This is a genomic window from Streptomyces sp. NPDC001606 (assembly GCF_053596835.1).
Window position 1 is genome coordinate 261,884 of sequence record NZ_JBSFHC010000008.1, and the last position, 22,407, is coordinate 284,290.

General features: G+C 73.6%; 18 protein-coding genes. 7 read left to right on the forward strand and 11 right to left on the reverse strand.

Annotation, left to right across the window (positions count from 1 at the left end; translation table 11 throughout):
- Positions 1 to 56: 56 nt before the first annotated feature.
- Positions 57 to 1,424 (forward strand): nucleobase:cation symporter-2 family protein, encoded by a 1,368-nt coding sequence (locus tag ACWCV9_RS17855; protein ID WP_450787664.1) that lies wholly within the window; start codon positions 57 to 59, stop codon positions 1,422 to 1,424.
- A gap of 84 nt (positions 1,425 to 1,508) precedes the next feature.
- Positions 1,509 to 2,138 carry a TMEM175 family protein gene (locus tag ACWCV9_RS17860; protein WP_450787666.1) on the forward strand — a complete coding sequence of 210 codons (630 nt, stop codon included), beginning with the start codon at positions 1,509 to 1,511 and terminating at the stop codon, positions 2,136 to 2,138.
- Here the strand turns inward: ACWCV9_RS17860 and ACWCV9_RS17865 are convergent.
- Together ACWCV9_RS17865 and ACWCV9_RS17870 are read right to left on the reverse strand one after the other, a co-directional pair.
- Positions 2,133 to 2,561, reverse strand: a complete 429-nt coding sequence (locus ACWCV9_RS17865) for an acyl-CoA thioesterase (RefSeq protein WP_385840806.1) — start codon at positions 2,559 to 2,561, stop codon at positions 2,133 to 2,135. The genes ACWCV9_RS17860 and ACWCV9_RS17865 overlap by 6 nt on opposite strands.
- 81 nt (positions 2,562 to 2,642) lie before the next feature.
- The gene (locus ACWCV9_RS17870; RefSeq protein WP_450787668.1) at positions 2,643 to 3,263 is read right to left on the reverse strand and encodes a hypothetical protein; all 621 of its coding nucleotides are present in this window, start codon (positions 3,261 to 3,263) and stop codon (positions 2,643 to 2,645) included.
- Between the two features lie 65 nt (positions 3,264 to 3,328).
- Here ACWCV9_RS17870 and ACWCV9_RS17875 point away from each other — a divergent pair, with 65 nt between their 5' ends.
- Positions 3,329 to 3,862, forward strand: a complete 534-nt coding sequence (locus ACWCV9_RS17875) for a DUF2690 domain-containing protein (RefSeq protein ID WP_450787706.1) — start codon at positions 3,329 to 3,331, stop codon at positions 3,860 to 3,862.
- Between the two features lie 84 nt (positions 3,863 to 3,946).
- Entirely contained in the window at positions 3,947 to 8,137 is a 4,191-nt protein-coding gene (locus tag ACWCV9_RS17880; protein WP_450787669.1) for a molybdopterin-dependent oxidoreductase, read from the forward strand.
- 15 nt (positions 8,138 to 8,152) lie between these two features.
- Here ACWCV9_RS17880 and ACWCV9_RS17885 read toward each other — a convergent pair whose 3' ends face one another.
- From ACWCV9_RS17885 to ACWCV9_RS17905, 5 genes are all read right to left on the reverse strand, one after another.
- Positions 8,153 to 8,752: a histidine phosphatase family protein gene (locus ACWCV9_RS17885; protein WP_450787671.1), complete on the reverse strand. Its 600-nt coding sequence runs from the start codon at positions 8,750 to 8,752 to the stop codon at positions 8,153 to 8,155.
- Between the two features lie 35 nt (positions 8,753 to 8,787).
- Complete coding sequence (locus ACWCV9_RS17890) at positions 8,788 to 9,948, reverse strand: serine hydrolase domain-containing protein (RefSeq protein WP_450787673.1); 1,161 nt, start codon at positions 9,946 to 9,948, stop codon at positions 8,788 to 8,790.
- Between the two features lie 94 nt (positions 9,949 to 10,042).
- Complete coding sequence (locus ACWCV9_RS17895) at positions 10,043 to 10,606, reverse strand: DUF4232 domain-containing protein (protein WP_450787674.1); 564 nt, start codon at positions 10,604 to 10,606, stop codon at positions 10,043 to 10,045.
- 39 nt (positions 10,607 to 10,645) lie between these two features.
- Complete coding sequence (locus ACWCV9_RS17900) at positions 10,646 to 12,451, reverse strand: trypsin-like serine protease (protein WP_450787675.1); 1,806 nt, start codon at positions 12,449 to 12,451, stop codon at positions 10,646 to 10,648.
- 169 nt (positions 12,452 to 12,620) lie between these two features.
- The gene (locus ACWCV9_RS17905; RefSeq protein WP_450787676.1) at positions 12,621 to 13,829 is read right to left on the reverse strand and encodes a pyridoxal phosphate-dependent aminotransferase; all 1,209 of its coding nucleotides are present in this window, start codon (positions 13,827 to 13,829) and stop codon (positions 12,621 to 12,623) included.
- An 81-nt stretch (positions 13,830 to 13,910) separates the two neighbouring features.
- Between ACWCV9_RS17905 and ACWCV9_RS17910 the strand changes: the two genes are divergently transcribed.
- Complete coding sequence (locus tag ACWCV9_RS17910) at positions 13,911 to 14,537, forward strand: winged helix-turn-helix transcriptional regulator (RefSeq protein WP_450787678.1); 627 nt, start codon at positions 13,911 to 13,913, stop codon at positions 14,535 to 14,537.
- Positions 14,538 to 14,630: 93 nt separating this feature from the next.
- Here ACWCV9_RS17910 and ACWCV9_RS17915 read toward each other — a convergent pair whose 3' ends face one another.
- From ACWCV9_RS17915 to ACWCV9_RS17925, 3 genes are read right to left on the reverse strand one after another with little or no spacing between them, the layout of a single operon-like run.
- Positions 14,631 to 15,434, reverse strand: coding sequence for a hypothetical protein (locus tag ACWCV9_RS17915; RefSeq protein WP_450787679.1), 804 nt, complete (start codon positions 15,432 to 15,434; stop codon positions 14,631 to 14,633).
- The gene (locus ACWCV9_RS17920) at positions 15,434 to 16,696 is read right to left on the reverse strand and encodes a VWA domain-containing protein (RefSeq protein WP_450787681.1); all 1,263 of its coding nucleotides are present in this window, start codon (positions 16,694 to 16,696) and stop codon (positions 15,434 to 15,436) included. The genes ACWCV9_RS17915 and ACWCV9_RS17920 overlap by 1 nt, the downstream gene beginning before the upstream one ends.
- A 9-nt stretch (positions 16,697 to 16,705) precedes the next feature.
- The gene (locus tag ACWCV9_RS17925; RefSeq protein ID WP_450787684.1) at positions 16,706 to 18,223 is read right to left on the reverse strand and encodes an IucA/IucC family protein; all 1,518 of its coding nucleotides are present in this window, start codon (positions 18,221 to 18,223) and stop codon (positions 16,706 to 16,708) included.
- Between the two features lie 167 nt (positions 18,224 to 18,390).
- Here ACWCV9_RS17925 and ACWCV9_RS17930 point away from each other — a divergent pair, with 167 nt between their 5' ends.
- Complete coding sequence (locus ACWCV9_RS17930; protein ID WP_450787686.1) at positions 18,391 to 19,902, forward strand: IucA/IucC family protein; 1,512 nt, start codon at positions 18,391 to 18,393, stop codon at positions 19,900 to 19,902.
- 50 nt (positions 19,903 to 19,952) lie between these two features.
- Here ACWCV9_RS17930 and lpdA read toward each other — a convergent pair whose 3' ends face one another.
- Positions 19,953 to 21,353 (reverse strand): dihydrolipoyl dehydrogenase, encoded by a 1,401-nt coding sequence (gene lpdA / locus ACWCV9_RS17935; RefSeq protein ID WP_385840820.1) that lies wholly within the window; start codon positions 21,351 to 21,353, stop codon positions 19,953 to 19,955.
- Positions 21,354 to 21,597: 244 nt separating this feature from the next.
- Between lpdA and ACWCV9_RS17940 the strand changes: the two genes are divergently transcribed.
- Positions 21,598 to 22,302 (forward strand): FAD-dependent oxidoreductase, encoded by a 705-nt coding sequence (locus tag ACWCV9_RS17940; protein WP_450787688.1) that lies wholly within the window; start codon positions 21,598 to 21,600, stop codon positions 22,300 to 22,302.
- Positions 22,303 to 22,407: the final 105 nt, after the last annotated feature.

The following is a 22,407-nucleotide window of genomic DNA, read 5'->3' on the forward strand; positions in this document are numbered from 1 at the left end:
CTCCCAGAAACCCACGTCGTCGTCGACGAACGTGTTACCCGCCCGGAGGAGCCGCCGTGGCCGCCCATCCTGTTGACGAGAAACTCCCCGCCCTGAAAATGGCGACCACCGGCCTACAGCACGTGGCCGCCATGTACGCCGGGGTCGTCGCCCCACCCCTGATCGTGGGCGCGGCCGTGGGCCTGTCCGCGACCGAGCTGACCTTCCTCACCGGCGCCTGCCTGTTCACCGCGGGCCTCGCCACCTTTCTCCAGACCCTCGGCATCTGGAAGATCGGCGCCCGGCTGCCGTTCGTCAACGGCGTCACCTTCGCCGGTGTCGCCCCCATGACCGCGGTCGTCGCCTCCGCCAAGGACAAGTCCGACGCGCTGCCGGTCATCTTCGGCGCGGTGATGGTCGCCGGCCTGCTCGGCTTCATCGCCGCGCCCTTCTTCAGCAAGGCCGTCCGCTTCTTCCCGCCGGTCGTCACCGGGTCGGTCATCACCCTGATCGGGGTGTCCCTCCTCCCGGTCGCCTTCGGCTGGGCCCAGGGTCCCAACCCGGCCGCCGACGACTACGGCTCGACCACCTATCTCACCCTCGCCGGGATCACCCTGGCCATCGTGCTGCTGCTGCGCCGCTTCACCCGTGGCTTCGTCAAGCAGATCGCCGTCCTGCTCGGCCTGATCGCCGGCACCCTCATCGCGATACCGTTCGGCGTCACCGACTTCTCCCCGGTGGTGAAGGCCGACGTGGTGGGCTTCCCCACCCCCTTCCACTACGGCACCCCGCAGTTCCACCTCGCCGCGATCCTCTCCCTGTGCGTGGTGATGGTGGTCTCCATGACCGAGTCCACCGCCGACATGCTCGCCCTCGGTGAGATCGTGGAACGCCCGGCCGACGAGAAGACCATCGCGGCCGGCCTGCGCGCCGACACCCTCGGCTCCGCGCTCAGCCCGCTGTTCAACGGCTTCATGTGCAGCGCCTTCGCGCAGAACATCGGGCTCGTCGCGATGACCCGGATCCGCAGCCGGTACGTCGTCGCCACCGGCGGCGGCTTCCTGGTCCTGATGGGCCTGTGCCCCATGGCCGCCTCGCTGATCGCGGTCGTACCCCGCCCGGTCCTCGGCGGCGCCGGCGTCGTGCTGTTCGGCTCGGTCGCCGCGAGCGGCATCCAGACGCTGGTCCGGGCCGGCCTCGACAAGGACAACAACGTCCTCATCGTCGCCGTGTCCCTCGCGGTCGGCATCATCCCGATCACCGCGCCGGAGTTCTACCACTCCTTCCCGCAGACCGCGAAGATCGTCCTGGACTCCGGCATCTCCACGGGCTGTGTCATGGCCGTGGTCCTCAACCTCCTCTTCAACCACCTCGGCAGAGGGCGTGAGGCGCAGGACGTCACCCATCCGATGGAGGCGGGCGAGGAGATCGCCGCCGCGCACTGAGATTCCGCGCACGGATCACGACGACGGCGGGCGGGACCAGGTGAAACGACCATGGTCCCGCCCGCCGTGGGGCACGCTGGGGCCATGAACGAATCCGGCCGGGTCGAGGCCTTCAGCGACGGGGTGTTCGCCATCGCCATCACGCTCCTCGTCCTCGACATCAAGGTGCCCAGGACCGGCGAACACGGCGGCCTGTGGCAGGCGCTCGGGGCCCAGTGGCCCTCCTACGCCGCCTATGTGGTGAGCTTCCTGGTCATCGGCATCATGTGGGTCAACCACCATCAGGTCTTCAGCTATGTCACCCGCGTCGACCGCACGCTGATGTTCCTGAACCTGCTGGTGCTGATGGTGGTGGCCGTGGTGCCCTGGCCGACGGCGCTGCTCGCGGAGTATCTGCGCGAGGGCGCCCGGGCCGCGCACACCGCCGCCGCCGTGTACAGCCTGGTGATGGTCCTGATGGCCCTCGCCTTCCAGGCCCTGTGGTGGCATCTGACCCGTACCGGCCACCTCTTCGACGCCCGCGTGGACACGGCGGCCGCCCGTGCCACCCGCGCCCGCTTCGCGCTGGGCTCCCTCGGCTACCCGCTCACCGTGGCGCTCTCCTTCGTCTCGGCGCCCCTGACGCTGGCCGCCCACGGCCTGCTCGCCGTGTACTACGGCTTCAACCAGATCGCCGTACCGACCCATGGGGACTCCGGCCCGGACGCGTCATGACGGCAGCCCGAACAGGGCGGGATCGGCGGCCAGTTCCCGGAACACCCTGCCGGGATCGGCGACCAGCCTGCGCTCCTTCAGGTCCAGCAGCCCGCCGACCCCTGTGACCTCCGCCGCGAGCGTGCCGTCGGCCTTGCGGATCTCCTGCACGACCCGGAAGGTCTTTCCGCCGCCCCACTGGAACGCGCAGGTCACGTCGGCCTCTTCACCGGCGCGCAGCTCCCGCAGGTAGCGGATCGTCGTCTCCAGTGCCACCGGACCCACCCCGGTGCCGATCAGCTCGGCCTGGGTGATCCCGGCGGCCTGGAGCAGCGACCAGCGGGCGTGCTCCGCGTAGTTGAGGTACACCGCCTGGTTGAGATGGCCCTGCACATCGGTCTCGTAGCCGCGGACGGTCACCCGCACGGCAAACGGTTCACTCACGAACACCCCTGGTGTGTACGGCTTTTCGGGTACGGCATCGCGTGGACGACGCGACGGCCGCCTCCGATCCTGACACGCCCGTCACACCCGGCGCGGCGAGGCCAGCAGATAGCGGGCCCGGGTCCGCGGCTCGGTGTACTCGCCCGACTGCCAGCCCGCCCGCTCCAGCGTGGCCGCACAGGCCGCCAGCGTCCCGGCGTCCGGCGCGTACACGGCGACCGCCTCCGGCTGCGGGGTGGCGCGCACCCGGTACCCGTCCGCCGACCGGTCCGCCGGGTGGTGCCCGGCCGCCTCCAGAGCGAGCGCGGCGGCCCGGACCAGATGCGCCCGCTCCCAGCCGCAGGGCCGGTCGACGGCACCGTCCGGGTTGGTCATCCGGCGCAGCTCCAGCAGCCCCTGCCAGGCGCTGTGCACCTCCCGCTGCCGCTCCGGGCCGGACACCGGGTCCTGCCGCGCATCGCCGACCCGCGCCGCGAACACCCCGGCATCCGGCGCGGGTTCCGGCGTGGCCGCGGGCGCCGGTTCGCGTATCCGGTGCCCGGCGGGGGTGAGGAAGTGGTCGTGCGGCGGCCGCGGATGCCGGAACGCGAGCCCGTGCCGCACCAGCGCCGCGAGCTGGGCGGGGGTCCCGCGCAGCCGGCCGGTGACCGGATCGGCGGCCTCGATCACACGCCGCTGCGCGGCGCTCGGCGGTCGGGTCACGGCACACTCCTTCCCGGCGGGCCGCCCCCCGGACGACCCCTCCCTCCGCAGCGTACGACCGCCCTCTGACAACGCCCGCCCCCGTCAAGCTCCCGTGTGCACTCCTTTCCGGTGAACACGGGCCGGTCGGTGATTGCGGCGCCGGAGGACCGCGCCATGCAGAGGGCAGGAGCGGCGACCGCCGCGGCAACACGTGCACGGGCAAGGACGCCCAGGCGCAGGGGTGCGGCGCCGACGCCAAGGACGTGCCGAAGAGCGCTGTGCACCCCGACAGCCAGAAGCATCCGGTCGCCTGGCTCCGCTCCTCGGCGAAGTGCCACGCCGTTTGGGCGAAGGCGGAGAAGGCCGACGGCTGGGAGTTCCGGATCGAGCTTCAGGAACGGCCCCTCCTGCACGGCCGTCACGCAGCCCCGGTTCGGCGCCCGTACCGCGATGGTGAGCGCCGACCGCGCCTACCGGCTCTGCTGGCGGGACGTGGACGGCGCGCCGTCCTGCGGACGCTGGCGCTGAGCCGGGGCAGGCACCGCAGGCCCGCCGCCCCCGGGCCGGTGCTCACATCCCTCCGGCCGGATCTGTGCGGTGGGATTAACCCCTGGTGATCGGGCCGGGAGACACCCGTGTAATGAGCGGTTCGTACGATTCCGGAGGTGGGTTCGGACAGAGCACAGCGAAGGGAGGCGCCGGTGGCTGCGCCGGGCTCGGGGAACGAGGGCACGACGAAGGTGCGCACCGTCTGCTCGTACTGCGGGGTGGGCTGCGGGCTGGTCCTCGACGTCGGCACCGGACCCGAGGGGCGCCGTACGGTCCTGAAGGCGAGCGGCGACAAGGAGCACCCCGCGAACTTCGGCCGGCTGTGCACCAAGGGCGCGACCACGGCCGACCTGCTCGCCGCCCCCGGCCGGCTGACCACCGCCCTGGTCCGGCGGGACCGCGGCGAGGAACCCCGGCCCGCGCCGGTGGCGGACGCCGTCGCCGAGACCGGCCGCCGGCTGCGCCGGATCGTCGACGAGCACGGCCCCGACGCCGTCGCCCTCTATGTCTCCGGGCAGCTGAGCCTGGAGGCGCAGTACCTGGCGAACAAGCTGGCCAAGGGGTTCATCCGGACCAACCGCATCGAGTCCAACTCCCGGCTGTGCATGGCCAGCGCCGGCACCGGCTACAAGCTGTCCCTGGGCGCGGACGGGCCGCCCGGCTCCTACCAGGACCTCGACGCGGCGGACGTCTTCCTCGTCATCGGCTCCAACATGGCCGACTGCCACCCCGTCCTCTTCCTGCGGATCATGGAGCGGGTGAAGTCGGCCGGCGCCCGGCTGATCGTCGTCGACCCGCGGCGCACCGCCACCGCCGACAAGGCCGACCTGTTCCTCCAGATCGCCCCGGGCACCGACCTGGCCCTGCTCAACGGCCTGCTGCACCTGCTGCACGCCGAGGGCCGCACCGACCCCGAGTTCATCGCCGCGCACACCGAGGGCTGGGAGGAGATGCCCGCCTTCCTCGCCGACTACCCGCCCGCCACCGTCGCCCAGATCACCGGCGTCCCGGAGGCGGACCTGCGGGAGGCGGCCCGGCTGATCGGCGAGGCGAAGGAGTGGACGAGCTGCTGGACGATGGGCCTCAACCAGTCCACGCACGGCACCTGGAACACCAACGCACTGGTCAACCTGCACCTCGCCACCGGCGCGATCTGCCGCCCGGGCAGCGGGCCGTTCTCCCTCACCGGCCAGCCCAATGCCATGGGCGGCCGGGAGATGGGCTACATGGGACCGGGCCTGCCCGGACAGCGCTCGGTGCTCGTCGACGCCGACCGGGCCTTCGTCGAACAGCTGTGGGAGCTGGAGCCGGGTGCCCTGCGCGCCGACGGTGTCGGCCGGGGCACGGTCGAGATGTTCCGGCAGATGGCCGACGGCGACATCAAGGCGTGCTGGATCATCTGCACCAACCCGGTCGCCTCCGTCGCCAACCGCAAGACGGTCATCGAGGGCCTGGAGGCCGCCGAGTTCGTCGTCACCCAGGACGTGTTCGCCGAGACGGAGACGAACGCCTACGCCGACGTCGTACTGCCCGGCGCGCTGTGGACCGAGACCGAGGGCGTGCTGGTCAACAGCGAGCGCACTCTCACCCTCGCCCGCCCGGCCGCCGATCCGCCCGGCGAGGCCATGGCGGACTGGCGCCTGATCGCCGCCGTGGCCCGCGCCATGGGCTACGAGAAGGGGTTCGCGTACGACAGCGCCGAGGAGATCTTCGAGGAGATCAAGCGGGCCTGGAACCCGGCGACCGGCTGGGACCTGCGCGGAGTGAGCTACGAGCGGCTGCGGACGACCCCGGTGCAGTGGCCGGCGGCGACCCCGGACGGGCCCGACCGCAATCCGATCCGGTACCTCGACGAGAACGGCTCGCCGGTCTTCCCCACCCCGAGCGGCCGGGCGGTCTTCCACGCCCGGCCGTATCTGCCGGCCGCGGAGATGCCCGACGACGACTACCCGTACCTGCTCAACACCGGCCGGCTCCAGCACCACTGGCACACCCTGACCAAGACGGCCAGGGTCGCCAAGCTGAACCGGCTCGCCCCCGGCCCCTTCGTGGAGGTGCACCCGCGGGACGCGGCCGCCCTCGGGCTCGCCGACGGCGACTCGGTGGAGGTCGCCTCGCGGCGCGGGCGGGCCGTGCTGCCCGCGCTCGTCACCGACCGGGTCAGGCCGGGCTGCTGCTTCGCGCCCTTCCACTGGAACGACCTGTTCGGCGAGTACCTGAGCGTCAACGCGGTGACCAGCGACGCCGTCGACCCGCTGTCGTACCAGCCCGAGTTAAAGGTGTGCGCGGTGTCGCTGACCAGGGTGAGCACCCCGGTGACGGTGCGCACGCCCGCACCGGCGGCCACCGCGGCCACGACCCCAGGGGCCAAGAGCCGCGCGGCCACGACCCCCGCGGCCACGGCACCGGCGGCCACGACTCCGGCGGGGGGCGCGCCGGCGCTCCCCGGGGGCCGCTCCGCCGGGCCCGCTGCCACCGCGTTCGGGCTGGACCCCGCAGCGCCTCCCGTGCTCGCCGAGCACGAACGCCGCTATCTGAGCGGCTTCCTCGCCGGCATCCCCTCCGGCGCCCCGGGCATCCCGGTGCTGCCGCCGGACGCCCCGTTCAGCCCGGAGCACGCCCTGTGGGTGAACGGCGTACTGGCCGGGATGTACTCCAGGGCCGAGCCGGCCCCCGCCCCCATCGGCGCGGCACAGCCCCGCGACGGATCCGGTCGCCGTCAGGTGATGATCCTGTGGGCCTCGCAGACCGGCACCGCCGAGGAGTTCGCGGCCGCCGCGGCCGAGCGGCTCACCGCCGAGGGCCATCCCGTCTCCCTCCTGCCCATGGCCGACACGGCCCCCGCCGCGCTGCCCGCCGATGCCGACCTGCTGCTGATCACCAGCACCTTCGGCGACGGTGACGCCCCGGACAACGGCGCCGGGTTCTGGGACGCCCTCGCCGCACCCGACGCCCCGCGCCTGCGGGGCAGGCGCTACGCCGTGCTGGCCTTCGGCGACTCCTCCTACGACGACTTCTGCGGGCACGGCCGCCGCCTGGACCGGCGGCTGGCGGAGCTGGACGCGGTACGGCTGGTCCCGCGCACCGACTGCGAACCGGACTACGAGACGGCGGCCGAGGCCTGGCTCGACCGGGTACGCACCGCGCTGAACGCCCCCGGGCAACCGGCCCCCGCCCCGGCCCGCACGCCCGGCCCCGCCCCCGCGGCACCCCGGCCCGGCCGGCCCGCCCCGGTCACGGCCCGCCTCACCGGAAACCGCCTGCTCAGCCGGCCCGGCGCCGGCAAGGAGGTCCGGCGCTTCACCTTCGACACCCGCGACAGCGACACCCCGCTGGTCTACGAGGCCGGGGACGCGCTGGCCGTCCACCCCGTCAACTGGGCGGAGACGGTGGCCGAGTGGCTGGCCGTCACCGGTCTGGACGCCGCTACGGCCGTACGGCTCGACGGCGTCGGGGAGCTGCCCTTCGCCGAGGCCCTGCTGCGCCACCTGGACATCACCCGGATCACCCCCGGCCTGCTGCGCTTCGCCGCCGACCGCGCCCACGACCCGCGCGAGCTGCGCAAACTGCTGCGCCCGGACAACAAGGGCGAGCTGGCCAAGTGGTCCTGGGGACGTCAGGCCGTCGACGTCCTCGCCGAGTTCGGCATCCGGGCCGGGGCGCAGGAGTGGGCGGACGTGCTGGGCCGGCTGCAACCCCGCCTGTACTCCATATCCTCCAGTCCGCTGACCGACCCCCAGCGGGTGTCCGTGACGGTCTCCGTGGTCCGCTACGAGAACCCGGCCGGCCGGCCCCGCCAGGGTGTGTGCTCGCCCTTCCTCGCCGACGCCGCACCGGACACCCCGGTGCCGGTACGGGTCCAGCGGGCACCGCACTTCCGCCCGCCCGCCGACCCGGCCGTACCGGCGGTGATGGTGGGCCCCGGTACCGGCATCGCGCCCTTCCTGGGCTTCCTGGAGGAACGCCGGGCCCGCGGCCACCGCGCGCCCAACTGGCTGTTCTTCGGCGAGCAGCACCGTGCGACCGACTTCTACTACGAACAGGAGCTGGCCGCCTTCCTCGCCGACGGCACGCTCACCCGCCTGGACACCGCCTTCTCCCGCGACCAGCGCACCAAGATCTATGTGCAGGACCGGATGCGCGAGCACGGCCCGCTGCTGTGGTCCTGGCTGCGGGACGGCGCCCATCTCTACGTCTGCGGCGACGCCTCCCGCATGGCGAAGGACGTGGACCGGGCCCTGCGGGAGATCGCCGTCCTGCACGGCGGCCTCGACGAGGCGGAGGCGGAGACCTACGTCAAGCAGCTCACCGCCGACAAGCGGTATGCCCGGGACGTGTACTGACCGCCGGCCGACGGGTCAGCCGGGCGGACGGATGTTCCAGCCCGCGATCACCGGGCGGGCGTGTTCCGTGCCCAGACGGCACAGCGCCCCCGTGGCCAGCTGGAACAGCGCCCCGTGACCGGGCGGCAGGCCCAGCCGGCGGGCGGTGAGCACCCGCAGGAAGTGGCCGTGGGCGATCAGCACCACGACCCCCTCCGTGTTGGCGAGGGCGGCGTCGGCCTTGGCGAGCATCCGGTCGGCGCGCTCCCCGACCTGCTCCGGTGTCTCACCCGGATGCTCCGGCGGCCCCGGCGCGACCCCGTCCGTGAACAGGAACCAGCCCGGCCGGTCGCGCTGGATCTCCACGGTGGTCACCCCCTCGTACCCGCCGTAGTCCCACTCGCACAGGTCGGCGTCGACGCGCGCGTCCGGGATGCCGATCAGCTCGGCGGTCTCCCGGGCCCGTTGCAGCGGGCTGACGAACGCGGCGCCGATCCGGTGCGAGCGGACCAGCGGCACCAGCCGGCGCGCCTCCTCCCGGCCGTGCTCGGTGAGCGGCACGTCGGTCCGGCCGGTGTGCCGTCCGGACCGTGACCACTCGGTCTCACCGTGCCGGACGAGAAGGAGGTCACCCACGTCCGCGCCCCTTCCGCTCGCCTGTCAGCACCGTGTCACAGGGCCCCCGCGGCCCGCAGGACGGACTGCGCCAGACGGCCGTTCTCCACCGCCGCGCCCACCCCGGAGGGGAAGGCGAACCGGCGGCGGGTGTAGCCGTACGCGATCCCGCTGTCCGGGTCGGCGAAGCCGAGCGAGCCGGTCGCGCCGCTGTGCCCGAAGGTGCCCTTGCCGAGGTGCGGGTAGAGCCCGGCGACATGCTCGAAGCCGAGCGCGAAGTGGTCCTCGGAGCCGGTCACCAGGTCGGGGCCGCCGGGCGTGCGCAGCGCGCCGAACAGGGCCACGGTGTCGGGGGTGAGCAGCGCCGGCTTGCCGGCCAGCCCGTCGACGGCGGCCGCGTACAGCCCGGCGGTCCCGCGCGCGTTGCCCACCACGCCGGAGGACGCCGGTCCGAGGGCCCGCACCCGGGGGTGGTTGCCGAAGGCCACCAGGTCGGTCGGCTCGGGCCCGTGCGCGTTGAAGGCGATGCCCCGGAAGCTGTCCGGGGCCATGGCCCGCGCCTTCAGCAGCTCGGCCTCCTGTGGGGTCGGCCGCAGCGGCTGGACCTCCGCCCAGCGCGGCTCGAGGCATGCCGGCAGCCCGAGGTGCAGGTCGAGGCCGTACGGGGCCCGGATCCGCTCCTCGTACACCTCCTGGAGCGTCCGGCCGGTCACCCGGCGCACCACCTCGCCCGTGAGCGCGCCGATGACGAAGGCGTGGTAGCCCCACTGGGTGCCCGGCTCCCACAGCGGCCGGCGGCCCGCGAGCCGCGCCGCGACGAGCCGGTCGTCGGCCAGCTCCTCGATCGAGAAGGGCTGTTCGGCGTCACCGACCAGTCCGGCCCGGTGCTCCAGCAGCTGCCCGAGGGTCAGCCGGTCCTTGCCCTCGGCGCCGAACTCCGGCCAGTAGGCGGCGACTTCGCGGTCCAGGTCGAGCACCCCCTCCTGCACCAGCAGCGCCACGACCAGGTGGGCGGCGCCCTTGGCGATGGAGTACAGGGTGGTCAGGGTGTCCCCGTCGACGCCGTCGCCGCCCCACAGGTCCACCACGCGTCGCCCGTGCCAGTACACCGCGAGCTGGGCCCCCGGGTCGTCCCGCTGCTCGGCGAGGACCGCCGCGAACTCCTCGCGGACGCCCTCGAACCCCTCGGCCACCGTCCCGTGCACGTCGATCGGCATCTGTTCCCCCTGTCGGTGATCGGTCACGGAGTCCACCAACACGGGCCGGTACCCGGGGCATTCCCGGGACGGCGGGCGGCCGCCGCGGCCGGGGTCAGGAGCCGGCCGGGGTGAGCCGCGGCGGTGCCATGGCCAGGGTCTGTCCGCAGGCGTCGATCGAGGCGGACCGGTGCCGGGTGTCCGTCACCGGGACGGTGGCCGCGCCGGAGTCGTGCGGGGCCCGGACCACCGCCTCGCTCTGCCGTACGCACCAGTCGTCCGCGCCCTTCGTCCCGCGGGGCGTGTAGCGCAGGTCGACGGTCACCGTCCGCCGCGCGTGCTCGGGCAGGGTGAGGGCCCAGCCGGCGCCGTGCCCGGCGCCCTCGATGCTGTCCGCCTTGCCGTTGTGGATCTCCAGCGCCGGGTAGCCGTGGAACTCACAGGGGGTGGAGCCCTTGTTGACGGCGGTCAGCCGGGCCCGGCCCGGGCCGGCGCTGCCGAGGACGGTCAGGGTCCAGGTCAGCGCGGTGGTCCGGCACGCCCGCAGGGGCGTGGCCGGCTCGGCGGTCAGGGTGGTGCTCGGCGTGGTCGAGACCGTGGCGCTCGTCCCGCAGGCCGTCAGCACCAGGCCGGTGGTGAGTGCGGTGAGGGCGCCGGTCAGCCGGGTCGTCGCTCGCATGGTTCCCCCTTCGGTGGCGTCGATGTGGTCGGTGGCCGGTCAGCTGCTCGGCGGCGCGACCAGCGTGTTCTCCGTGCCGAGCGACGTGGCGCCGGTCTCCGCGTACAGCGTGGTCTCGCCGTCGGACCAGCGCACGAGCAGGTCGTTGCCGGTGTGGTCGGAGGTGAGGTCGCCGGCGGCCATCACCTGGGCGTGCTGCCAGGTGGTGTTGGGGCCGCGCAGCCGGGTCCGGGTGCCGAGCCCGGCGGCCGAGACCCCGGCGTAGCTGTCGAGCGAGCCGTCGGTCCAGCGGACGAGCACATCGGCGCCGGCCCGGCCGCCGAAGGCACCGCCGCTCAGCAGCGCGGCCTTGGTCCAGGTGCCGTTCGCGCCGAGGAGCCGCTTGCCGGTGCCGAAGGAGCCGGAGCGGATCCCGGTGTACAGCACCAGGCTGCCGTCGGACCGGCGGACCAGCAGGTCGGTGGCGCCCTTGGCGCCGTGGAACTGTCCGGCGGTGAGCTGGACGGCGTTCTTCCAGTCGGAGTTGGGCTTGGCCATCTGCACCTCCCGGCCCACCCCGGAGGGGCCGAGATCCGGGTAGAGGGTGACCTCGCCGTCGGACCAGCGCACCAGGAGCCCCGGCCGGCCGGCGCCGAAGAGGCCGCCGGTGATGCTCCGGGCGTGGGTCCAGGTGGTGTTGGCCTTGGCCAGCCGCCGCTCGGCGGCGAACCCGCCCTGACCGTCCCCGGGGAACAGGGTGACCCCGCCGTCGGACCAGACGACGAGGACGTCGCCGAAGCCGTCGCCGGTGTAGTCGGCGGAGGCCATCAGCGAGGCCGTGCGCCAGCGGGACGCGCCGCCGGGCAGCAGCAGCCCGTGGTACGCCGGCAGCCCGGCGGGCGGGTCCTGGCCGGCCACCGCGTCCGCGAGGAGCTGGGCGGCGGCGTCGCCGAACGCCGGGGCGTAGCTGATGTAGTCGACGTTCGCGTCGTTGCCGCCGCCGTTGTAGCCGCCGAGGTTGCCGATGACGTGCCCGGTGCGGCCGTCGTCCTGGTAGTCGGTGATCCAGGGGCTGCCGGACACCCCGCCGTAGTAGCCGCCGCAGACCATGGCGAGCTGCCGGTAGCCGGGCAGCTGCGTCGTCGGCACGGTGCACTTGACGGCGCGTCCCGCGCTGTTGTGGCTGTACGACGGGTAGCCGACGACGGTGACGTTCTTCTGCGTGTAGCCGCGCGGCCGGGTGAAGGTGAGGCCGCCGCCCACCGCGTCCTGGAGGCTCTGGCCGCGCTGGTTGGCCGACACCCGGGCGAACGCGGTGTCCAGGTCGGACACGGCCTTCTTGGTGGTCGTGGACCCCTTGTCGGGCACATAGCGGGGGTCGATGTAGACGTGCTGGATGTGGAAGATGCCGTACGGCTGCTGGTCGGGCCCGGCGCCCTGCACGAACTGCGGGACGAATATGTAGTCGCCCTTCATGCTCAGCGCGCAGTGGGCGGCGGTGAGGACGATGTTCCGCGCGGTGGTGTCGATGACGCTGCCGGTGCAGTGCCAGGTGGTGCCGCCCGGTCCGTCGGACCCGAAGAAGGTGCCCACCAGGCGGGTCCCCTTGAACGGGGTGCCCTGCGGGCGGCCCGTCGCCGCGACCGCGGGTCCGCTGCCGCCCGGCGCCGCCCGGCCCCCGTCCAGCGGCGCGGCGTCCGCCATGCGCTGCGCCGTCCAGAACCGCGCGGCGTCCCGGGCCTCCTGTCCGGCGCCGGGCCGGGGCGGCGGGGCCGTCCCCGCCTGCGCGTCCGGGGTGGCGGCGCCGGTCAGCGCCGCCGCGCACAGCACGGCGACGGACGTCCGGCGTATTCGGTACGTGAACAACGGTGCCCCCTGATCTGATCAACCGGTCCGGGGGGAACGGGGCTCGGCGGTGCGGCGCTGGTCGGGCGCGGCACCGGGAACCTGTCGGCGCCTGCCCGTGCAGAAGCCCCCCGGTCGTGCGGGCCCGATCTTCGCACGGATGCGCGAACGCAGGGAAACCGGCGGCGGGCTACTGCCGGTATCCGCCGAGGAAGCGCCCGATCCGGCCGATGGCCGCCTCCAGGTCCTCGGCGTGCGGCAGGGTGAGGATGCGGAAGTGGTCGGGGGAGGGCCAGTTGAAGCCGGTGCCCTGGACCACCTGGATCTTCTCGCGCAGCAGGAGGTCCAGGACGAACTTCTCGTCGTCGTGGATCGGGTGCACCTTGGGGTCGATGCGCGGGAAGGCGTACAGGGCGCCCTTGGGCTTCACACAGGACACGCCGGGGATCTCGTTGAGCTTCTCCCAGGCCACGTTCCGCTGCTCGTGCAACCGCCCGCCGGGCAGCGTCAGTTCGCGGATGGACTGGCGGCCGCCGAGCGCGGCCTGGATGGCGTACTGCGCGGGGGCGTTGGCGCACAGCCGCATGGAGGCCAGCATGGTCAGGCCCTCCAGGTAGTCCTTGGCGTGCTGCCGCGGGCCGGTCACCACCAGCCAGCCGGAGCGGAAGCCGGCCACCCGGTAGGTCTTCGACAGGCCGCAGAAGGTGAGCACGACCAGGTCGGGGGCGAGCGCGGCGGCCGAGTGGTGGACGGCGTCGTCGTACAGGATCTGGTCGTAGATCTCGTCGGCGAAGACCATCAGGCCGTGCCGGCGGGCGAGGTCGAGGATGCCCTCCACGACCTCCTTCGGGTAGACCGCGCCCGTGGGGTTGTTCGGGTTGATGATGACCACGGCCTTGGTGCGGTCCGTGATCTTCGCGGCCATGTCGGCGAGGTCGGGGGTCCAGTCGGCCTGCTCGTCGCAGAGGTAGTGCACCGCCTTGCCGCCGGCGAGCGTCGTGACGGCCGTCCACAGCGGGAAGTCCGGCGCCGGGATGAGGATCTCGTCGCCGTCCTCGACCAGCGCCTGTACGGCCATGGAGACCAGCTCGGAGACGCCGTTGCCGAGGAAGACGTCGTCGACCCCGACCTCCAGACCCAGGGTCTGGTAGCGCTGGGCGACCGCGCGGCGGGCGGAGAGGACGCCGCGCGAGTCGGTGTAGCCGTGCGCCTGCGGCAGCATCCGGATCATGTCCTGGAGGATCTCCTCCGGCGCCTCGAAGCCGAAGGCCGCGGGGTTGCCGGTGTTCAGGCGCAGCACGCTGTGGCCCGCCTTCTCCAGCGCGTCCGCGTGCTCGATCACCGGACCGCGGATCTCGTAGCAGACCTCGCTGAGTTTGTTCGACTGCCGGAACTCCATGCGCCCCTCCGGAAACTCGTGGTGCTTGGTTTTACCAAGTTCGAGCTTGGAAAGTCCAACAAGTTGTCTAGACTGCGTCGCATGTCACCACGCCGAAGCTACGACCAGTACTGTTCCGCAGCCCGTGCGCTCGACCTGGTCGGCGACCGCTGGACCCTGCTGATCGTCCGGGAGCTGCTGGCGGGTCCGCGCCGCTACACGGACCTGCACGCGGACCTGCCCGGCGTGAGCACGGACGTACTCGCCTCCCGGCTGAAGGACATGGAGCGCGACGGACTGGCCACCCGGCGCCGGCTGCCCCCGCCGGGCGCGGCCTACGTCTACGAACTCACCGCCCGCGGCCGTGAGCTGCTGCCGGTCCTCCAGGCGCTGGGCACCTGGGGCGAGCGGGAACTGGGCGAGCGGCGCCCCACCGACGCCGTCCGCGCCCACTGGTTCGCCCTGCCGCTGCTGCGCGCCCTGGAGGGCGAGGGCCTCGTCGAGGTCCGCCTGGACGAGGGCACCTTCCACCTCCGCCTCGGCACGGACGAGGGCCCGGTGTACGGCGACGGCCCCGCCCCCGCCGAACCCGACGCGCGGCTCACCCTGGACGCGGAGACCTGCGAGGCGCTGGCCCGCGGCGAGACGACCCTCACGGCCGCCGCCCGCACCGGCCGGCTCCGGGTGACCGGCACCGGCCCCGTCGCCAAGGCGCTGCACAGCGGTTGAGCCCCCGCACCCGAGGCGCGCGGGTGACCGGGGAAAGGCGAAGGCCCGCCTCGCGGCGGGCCTTCTGATCAGACGTCGGGTCGGGCGTTCGGGTCAGGCGTTCGGGGGGACGCGGGAGGGGCGGCCCGAGCCCCGGGTCAGGGTGTAGCCGCCGATGCCGGCCAGTGCCGCCAGCGCGGCGCCGATCCCCGTCCACACCCAGCGGTCGGTCCACCACCCCGACGACCAGCCGTCGTGGGAGCCGAAGCTGGACAGCACCGCGGTCTTCCCGGAACCCTTGCCGTCGGCCTTGGACGCGACCGCGATCCCGGGGACCAGCGGCTTGCCCAGCGAGCCGTCCACCGCGGCCGCGCCGCCGATGTCCTTGGAGTCCACCCGCACCTCGGCGTTCACCGGCAGACCGAGGTCGGCGTTGCCGAGGTCCACCACGGTCAGCCGGACGTAGTACGTGCCGGGCAGCGGGTCGTTCGCCCACGCCTCGGACCAGCCGCGCACGGTACGCAGCACACAGGCCAGCTGCACCGTGCCCGGGCCCTGCGCGGCGCGGGTGGACGCGCCGTACTGGCAGGCCTGGCGGCGCCGCAGCCCGTCGTACACATCGAGCTGCCAGGTCTCGGTGCCGTGCGTCTGCGGCAGCTTCACCGTCGCCTTGACGGTCGGCCGCTGACCGCTGTCCGCCGGGAACGACCAGTACAGGTAGTCACCGGTGGAGCCGGACGCGGTGGCCTGCTGTCCCTGCTCGATCTCGGTGGCCGTACGGAAGGAGGTGCCCGCCCGGGTGGGTGCCTGGCCGTCGCCGGAGGCGCTCGGGGACGGGGAGGGGGAGTCGGCGGCGGCCGGACCCGCGGCCAGTCCCAGCGCCAGCAGCGCGGCGCCCAACGCTCGTGTGATCCGCATCAGTTCGTCCTCCAGACGGCGACCCGCCAACGCGACAGCCAGCCCCACAGCAGACCCGCGAGGAAGCCGAACAGCACCAGTGCGCCGAGCAGCCACCAGCCGCGGCCGAGCCCGAAGGAGGCCACGTCGTGGTGGCCCGACGGGCCGTCCACCACGTCCACCGTCAGCTCCAGCGGCAGACCCGGCGTGGTCTTCACGCCGGACGCGGCCGAGAAGGAGTTGGTGACCTGGAGGCACACGGTCTCGGCGGTCGCGTTGTCGTCGTCGCTCTCCGGCTTCGGGTAGCGCAGCCCGGTGGAGATCACGTCCGTACGGCCGGTGCCCGCCGCCTCGCCGCGCACTATCTCACGGCCGTGCAGCGTCACCGCCCGCAGCAGCACCCCGTAGTCGGGGTTGACGGCCCGGTCGTCGGCCACGCTCACCGAGGCGCGCAGCTCCTGGCCCGGCTCGACGGAGACCTTGTACCAGCGCTGCTGCCCGAACTGCTCGCGGTCGGTGTACAGCCCCGACTTCAGCGTCGGCGCGGCCGTGCACTGGGCCGCGCCCTCGGTGGCCACCGGGGTGACCACCGGATCGGCGGCCCGGTCCACCAACTGGTTGACCCGGTCGCTCAGTTCCTCCCGGTGCCGCACATCGGTGTAGGTGCCGCCGGTGGCGTCCGCGATACAGCTGAGCTGGTCGCGGGTCTTGGCGTCCGGCACCAGACCGAGGGTGTCGATGGTGAGCCCGATGCCCTTGGCCGCGATCTCCCGGGCCACCTCGCACGGGTCGAGCGGCGCGCAGGTGTCCTCACCGTCACTGATCAGGACGATACGGCGGGTTCCGCTGCCCCCGTCGAGGTCGTTGGCCGCCTTCAGCAGGGCGGGCCCGATCGGCGTCCAGCCGGTCGGCTGGAGAGTGGCCACCGCGGTCTTCGCGTCGGTCCGGTTCAGCGGGCCGACCGGATACAGCTGCGCGGTGTCCTTGCAGCCCTCCTGGCGGTCGTTGCCGCGGTAGTTGGCGCCCAGGGTGCGGATGCCGAGCTGGACCTCCTGCGGGGTCGCGTCCAGCACCTCGTTGAACGCCTGCTTCGCCGCGGCCATCCGGGAGCCGCCGTCGATGTCCCGGGCGCGCATGGAACCGCTGACGTCCAGGACGAGTTCGACCTTCGGCGCGGTCTGGTCCGTCTCGTCGGCCACAGCCCCGCCGGGGAACGCGATCCCGGCCGCCAGGGCGGCGAGCAGAGCGCAGACTCCCGCCGCCAGCCGTTGTCTTCTGATCATCGCCGGATCTTATTGATCAGACGGGCCGGGCTCCAAAACGAGCGGGTTGGGCAGCAGCGCCCACTGGTCACCGGGTGTGTCCGGGGACAGCCGCATCAGCGTCAGCGCCTTGGCGGGCAGCGGCGCCCGGCGCAGGGCGGCCAGGTCGGCGGTGTCCGGCAGGTCCGGTACGACGGCCCCGAGCGCCGTACCGAGGGCGGGTCCGGAGCCCGCCGTACCGGCCAGGGCGCCCGCCACCAGGGACCCGAACAGCTTGCGCCGCAGGGCCGTTTCGTCGTCGGTGACCAGACGGCCGCCGAGCTGCGGCGGGGTGATGCCGTGCCGGGCCAGCCGGGCGGGGCTGACCCGGATGTCGGCCAGGTCGCGGTAGACCAGGCGCAGCGGGGTGCCGTCCGCCGCGAGCACCACCAGGAGGTTCTGGCCGTGCGCCTCCAGGGCCACGCCGAGGTCGAGCAGGCGCAGGCCCACCGTGAGCGCCAGCCGGGCGAACCCGGCGAGCCAGTCGGGGGAGCCGGGCAGCCCGGTGCCGGCCAGCGCGGCCACCGGCAGGACGCGTTCGCCGGGGCCCGCGTACGCCTCCGGCGGCTCCCGCAGCAGCGCGGCCAGCTCGGGGGAGTGCGCCGTGACCGCGCCCAGGGTGCGGGTGATGTGCAGCAGCCCGTCCGTGCGCGCGGTCAGCTCCTCGGCCAGCGCCGCCAGCGGCGCGGCGGCCGCCACCGAGTACGGCGAGATGGTCCGCACCGAGGACGTCAGCCGCGCGCTCAGCGCGGTCTTCACATGCGGACCGCCGGGCAGCGCGAGCGTGCGCAGCGACATCAGGGGGTGCGCCGGGCGCCAGCGGGCGACCGGCCGGCCGAGGGCGTGCGCCGCCTGCCAAGGGTGCACCGGGATCAACAGCCGGTCCCTGTCCCGGAGTTCCGCCGGCCACCCACCGGTGAGCAGGCACTCGTCCGCGGGCACCGGCACCGTGCCGAGCTCCACCACGGGCCGGTGCTCCGGGGCGTACGCCAGCTGGTCGGCCACCGAGAAGCCGGGCCGGGCCCGGCAGTTGGGGTGGAACGGGTGCCCGTCGACCACCCGCTGCTCCCACTCCCAGTCGTACTCCGGCCACTCCTTCGGGTGATCCGCGGCCGCCCGGGACAGCGCCAGCGACGCGGTGCTGTGCGCGAGGTCGGCGGCGAAGGCGGACCCGTGCGGCATCCCGAGCGCGGTCATCAGGGCGGCCGGGTCCGCGTACCGCTCGCGGCCGAGCCGGACACCGGTGACATAGGCGCTGGTGGCGTACGGGTCCGGGTGCGGCCCGTACAGGGTCCGGCCGTCGGCGAGCCGCAGCGCCAGGGAGCGCGTCCCGCGCACCCGGCCGGCGAGCCATGGCAGCGGTTCATGGGCGAGCGCCCGCCACAGCCGGGTCAGCACGGCGGCCCGGGCGCCGGGCAGCTCCTCCCGGTACCGGGGCAGCAGGGCGGGCCGTACGACGGCCAGCTCCTCGGCGACCTCGGCCTCGCTGCCGGGGTGCGGACGGTGCACGGCGGTCTCCTCGGGTACACGGGCACGGACAGGGGCAGGGTGCATGACGCACGGCCGCGGTGCACGGACCGTGCGTCACGATTGTCCCGGACGCCGGAGATACTGATCGCGACGGCCCACGGCGTTCCGCCCGCCGGCCCCCCACCGAACGACACCGAGAACGACGAATGGATCGCGTGGAACGCGTGGACCGCACACCCCCCACTGTCGCGGCCGGCCGCCGCGCCGACGCCTACGCCGCCGCGCCCCTGCTCAACTGCCTGCTGCGCGAGGTGGCCCAGCCGGCCTTGGGCCCGGACGGACAACCGGTGCACCGGCTGCCCGGCAGCGGCCGGCTGCTGCGGGTACGCGGCCGGCGGCGCCCCGCCGATCCCGAGGTGTACACCGCCGGCGCCTGGCGCCCGGTCGGCCACACCGAACTGGTGAAACTGGTCGCCGAGGAGCTGCGCCGGCACACCGGCCTGCCGGGCGGCGACCTGCCCGCCGAAATGATCGACAGCCGGAACGCGGTCGCCGCCCTGCTCGCCGCCCGGGACCGGGCGACCCCGCCCGCGGACCCGTATCTGCGCTCCGAGCAGTCGCTGATCACCGGGCATCCCTGCCATCCGGCGCCCAAGGCGCGCGGCGGCGGCCCGGTCGCGTCCTGGCTGCCGTACGCCCCGGAGGCGCACGCCCGCTTCCCGCTGGTGCTGCTCGGCGTCCGCGAGGACCAGGTCGCCGAGGAGGGCGACACCCGTGCCCTGGACGCGCTCGGCACCGCCCCGCCCGGATACCGGCTGCTGCCCGCCCATCCCTGGCAGCTCGACCTGGTCGGCCGCGACCTCGCCCCCGCCTTCGCCGACGGCCGGCTGCTCCGGCTCGGCACCACCGCCTTCGACACCTGGCCGACCGCGGCGGTGCGCACGGTGTACGAGCCCGGGCACGACCTGTTTCTGAAGTTCAGCCTGGACGTGCGCATCACCAACGACATCCGCCGGCTGTGGCGCCACGACCTGACCCGGCTGCGCCGTACCGACGCGGCCGCCGGGCGGGCCCTGGCCGGGCTCGGGCCCACCGCGGCCTGGCTGAGCGACCGCGGCTACCGCACGGCCGCCTTCGCCTTCGAGGAGCTGGCCGTGCTGGTCCGCGACGGACTGCGCGGCCATCTGCTGCCCGGTGCGGTGCCGCTGCTCGCGGCGGGGCTCGCGGAGGGGTTCGAGGGCAGCCCGCTGGCCGCCACCGCGGACCCGGCCGCCTGGTGGGAGGCGTATCTGCGCCAGGTCGTCCCGCCGGCGCTGGCCGCCTTCGACGGTCACGGGGTGGTCGTCGAGGCCCATCTCCAGAACACCCTGGTCGCCGTCGACGCGGCCGGTACGCCGGTGCAGGTGCTGTTCCGGGACGCCGAGGGCGCGAAGCTGCTGCCGGACGTGACCCGGGCCGCGGGCTGGCAGCGGCTGGTGTACTGCCTGGTCGTCAACCACCTCACGGAGATCGCCGGGGCACTCGCCGAGCAGCACGGCGGCTACGACCCGTGGCCCGCCGTCCGCCGCGAACTGGCCCGGCACGACCTGCCCGAGATCCCCGCCCTGCTGGCCGCGCCGACCCTGCCGGGCAAGACCAACCTGCTGCTGCGCTGGACCGGCGCGGACGGTGCGGACGCCCGCTATCTGCCCCTGCCGAACCCGCTGGCAGGGGCGTGACGCGGCCGCCGCGGTGAGGGCCCGTGGCCGCCACCGCAGCGGAGCACCGACTACATGTTGATCATGTGTCCGGCCAGGCCGTGGACGGCCTCCTTGACCGCCTCGCCCAGGGTGGGGTGCGCATGCACGTTGCGGGCGATCTCATGGACCGTCAGATCCCACTGCTGGGCCAGGGTCAGCTCCGGCAGCAGCTCGGTGACCTCGGGGCCGATGAGGTGGGCGCCGAGCAGCTCCCCGTGGGTGCCGTCGCTGATGATCTTCACAAAGCCGACCGGGTGGCCCAGGCCGTGCGCCTTGCCGTTGGCGGTGAAGGGGAACTTGACCACCTGCACGTCGTAGCCGCGCTCGCGGGCCTGCGCCTCGGTGAAGCCGAAGCTGGCCACCTGCGGCTGGCAGTAGGTGGCCCGCGGGATCATGGGGTAGTCCAGCTCCATGGTCTCCGCGTCGGCGATCGTCTCGGCCGCCACGATGCCCATGGCCTCGGCGGCGTGCGCCAGCATCAGCTTGGCGGTGACGTCCCCGATCGCGAAGATGTGCGGCACGCTGGTGCGGCAGCGGCCGTCGACGTCGACGGCGCCCCGCTCGGTGAGCCGGACACCGGTGTTCTCCAGGCCGTAGCCCTGCACGTTGGGGGCGAAGCCGATGGCCTGGAGCACCTTGTCCGTCTCCAGGACCCGGCGCTCGCCGCCCGTGTTGACGGTCACCCGGACCCGCGGGCCCGAGTCGTCGATGGTCTCGACCGCGGTGCCCGTGAGCACCTCGATGCCGAGCTTGCGGTAGTGCTTGGCGAGTTCCCTGGAGATCTCCTCGTCCTCCAGCGGGACCATGCGGTCGAGGAACTCGACGATGGTCACGTCCACGCCGTAGCTGCGCAGCACGTAGGCGAACTCCACGCCGATCGCGCCCGCGCCGGCGATGACGATGCTGCCCGGCAGCGTCTCGCTGAGGATCTGGCTCTCGTAGGTGACCACGCGGTCCGACAGGGCGGTGCCCGGCAGCAGCCGCGGGCTCGCGCCGACGGCGAGGATGCAGTGGCCGAAAGTCACCGTCTCGGTGCTGCCGTCGGGGCGGGTCACCACCAGGGTGTGGTCGTCGGTGAAGGCGCCCCGGCCCTCGAACTGGGTGATGGCGTTCTTCTTCATCAGATAGTGAACGCCCTTGACCCGGCCGTCGGCGACCTTGCGGCTGCGCTGATAGGCGGCCCCGTAGTCGGCGCTGACGTCACCGCCGACGGAGATCCCGTAGGACTTGGCCTCGTTCGTGACGAACTGGACCATCTCGGCGTTCCGCAGCAGCGCCTTGGAGGGGATGCAGCCGACGTTGAGGCAGACACCACCCCAGTAGCGCTCCTCGACCACGGCGGTGGAGAGGCCGAGCTGCGCGCTGCGCACCGCGGCGGTGTAGCCGCCGGGGCCCGCTCCCAGAACAAGGACATCGAAATGTTGGCTCACACGGACTGATCCTTGTCCCGCGAGGCTCCGGTGTGCAACCCGCCCGGCCGGGACCCGGCCAGATCGGGGCGTAGAGAGCGCTCACGCCTGCGGACTCGCCAGAAGTGACGTTGGACACGTCGACCGAGGAGCCAACCAGTCCGGTCGCGTGATAGACATTGACCAGCTGTGACGGAAAACCATCGCTCGGTACTGACAAGTGACGAGCGGGAGTTGTAACGGCGAGCCAAGGGGGACGGGGGACGTGCTCAACGGCACGGAGAACACGTGTGACGTGGTGATCTCGGGGGGTGGATCGGGGGGATACGCGGCCGCGCTGCGCGCCGCCGGACCGGGGCTTTCGGTGGCCCTGGTCGAACAGGACCGGGTGGGGGGAACCCGCCTGGACCGTGGCTGTATTCCGACCAAGGCGCCGCTGCGCTCGGCCGCGGTGGCCGACTCCGCCCGCGAGGCGGCGGGATGCGGCATCCGGAGCACGTTCGGCGGTATGGACATGCCGGGCGTCACCGCGTACAAGGACAGCGTTGTCGATCAGGTCCTGACGGACCGCCACATCGTCCTGGCCGCCGGCTCCGCACCGGCCGCCACGCTGCCCGGCGAGGACGAGGACGCCTCGAAGGCGCTGGAAAGGGCTTTCTCCGCGGAGGGCATCCTGGTCGCCGAGCGCCTCGCGGGCCTCGACCCCGCGCCGATCGACGACGACGGCGTACCCCGGGTCACCTCCGCCCAGCCGGAGGTCGCGCCGGACGAGCTCGACCGCACCGGGAGCACGGAGGATCTTGCTCTTGCCGTTGCCGGCGAGCCGATCGGCGAAGCACAGCCGACCGTCGACGGGGAAGCGCCGGCCGACGAGGTGGCCTCCTTCCTCCACGCACACACCACCCAGAGCGAGATTCCCGGCGAGGCCCATCCGGCCCGCACCGGGAAGCACCTGCCCGCGCACGACTGATCCACCCGCGGGACCCGGCCGCAGTACCCGGGCCGGAACCCGCCCCGCACCACTCAGTCCGCCACCCACCCTTCGATCACCCGCTGCCGTGCCGGCAGCCCCGCC

Bases quoted from the DNA above. Each gene is read 5' to 3' on its own strand.
- ACWCV9_RS17860 (WP_450787666.1), top strand. From the start codon at position 1,509: ATGAACGAATCCGGCCGGGTCGAGGCCTTCAGCGACGGGGTGTTCGCC.
- ACWCV9_RS17890 (WP_450787673.1), bottom strand. From the start codon at position 9,948: ATGCCGATCGACGTGCACGGGACGGTGGCCGAGGGGTTCGAGGGCGTC.
- ACWCV9_RS17895 (WP_450787674.1), bottom strand. From the start codon at position 10,606: ATGCGAGCGACGACCCGGCTGACCGGCGCCCTCACCGCACTCACCACC.
- ACWCV9_RS17905 (WP_450787676.1), bottom strand. From the start codon at position 13,829: ATGGAGTTCCGGCAGTCGAACAAACTCAGCGAGGTCTGCTACGAGATC.
- ACWCV9_RS17910 (WP_450787678.1), top strand. From the start codon at position 13,911: ATGTCACCACGCCGAAGCTACGACCAGTACTGTTCCGCAGCCCGTGCG.
- ACWCV9_RS17915 (WP_450787679.1), bottom strand. From the start codon at position 15,434: ATGCGGATCACACGAGCGTTGGGCGCCGCGCTGCTGGCGCTGGGACTG.
- ACWCV9_RS17920 (WP_450787681.1), bottom strand. From the start codon at position 16,696: ATGATCAGAAGACAACGGCTGGCGGCGGGAGTCTGCGCTCTGCTCGCC.
- ACWCV9_RS17930 (WP_450787686.1), top strand. From the start codon at position 18,391: ATGGATCGCGTGGAACGCGTGGACCGCACACCCCCCACTGTCGCGGCC.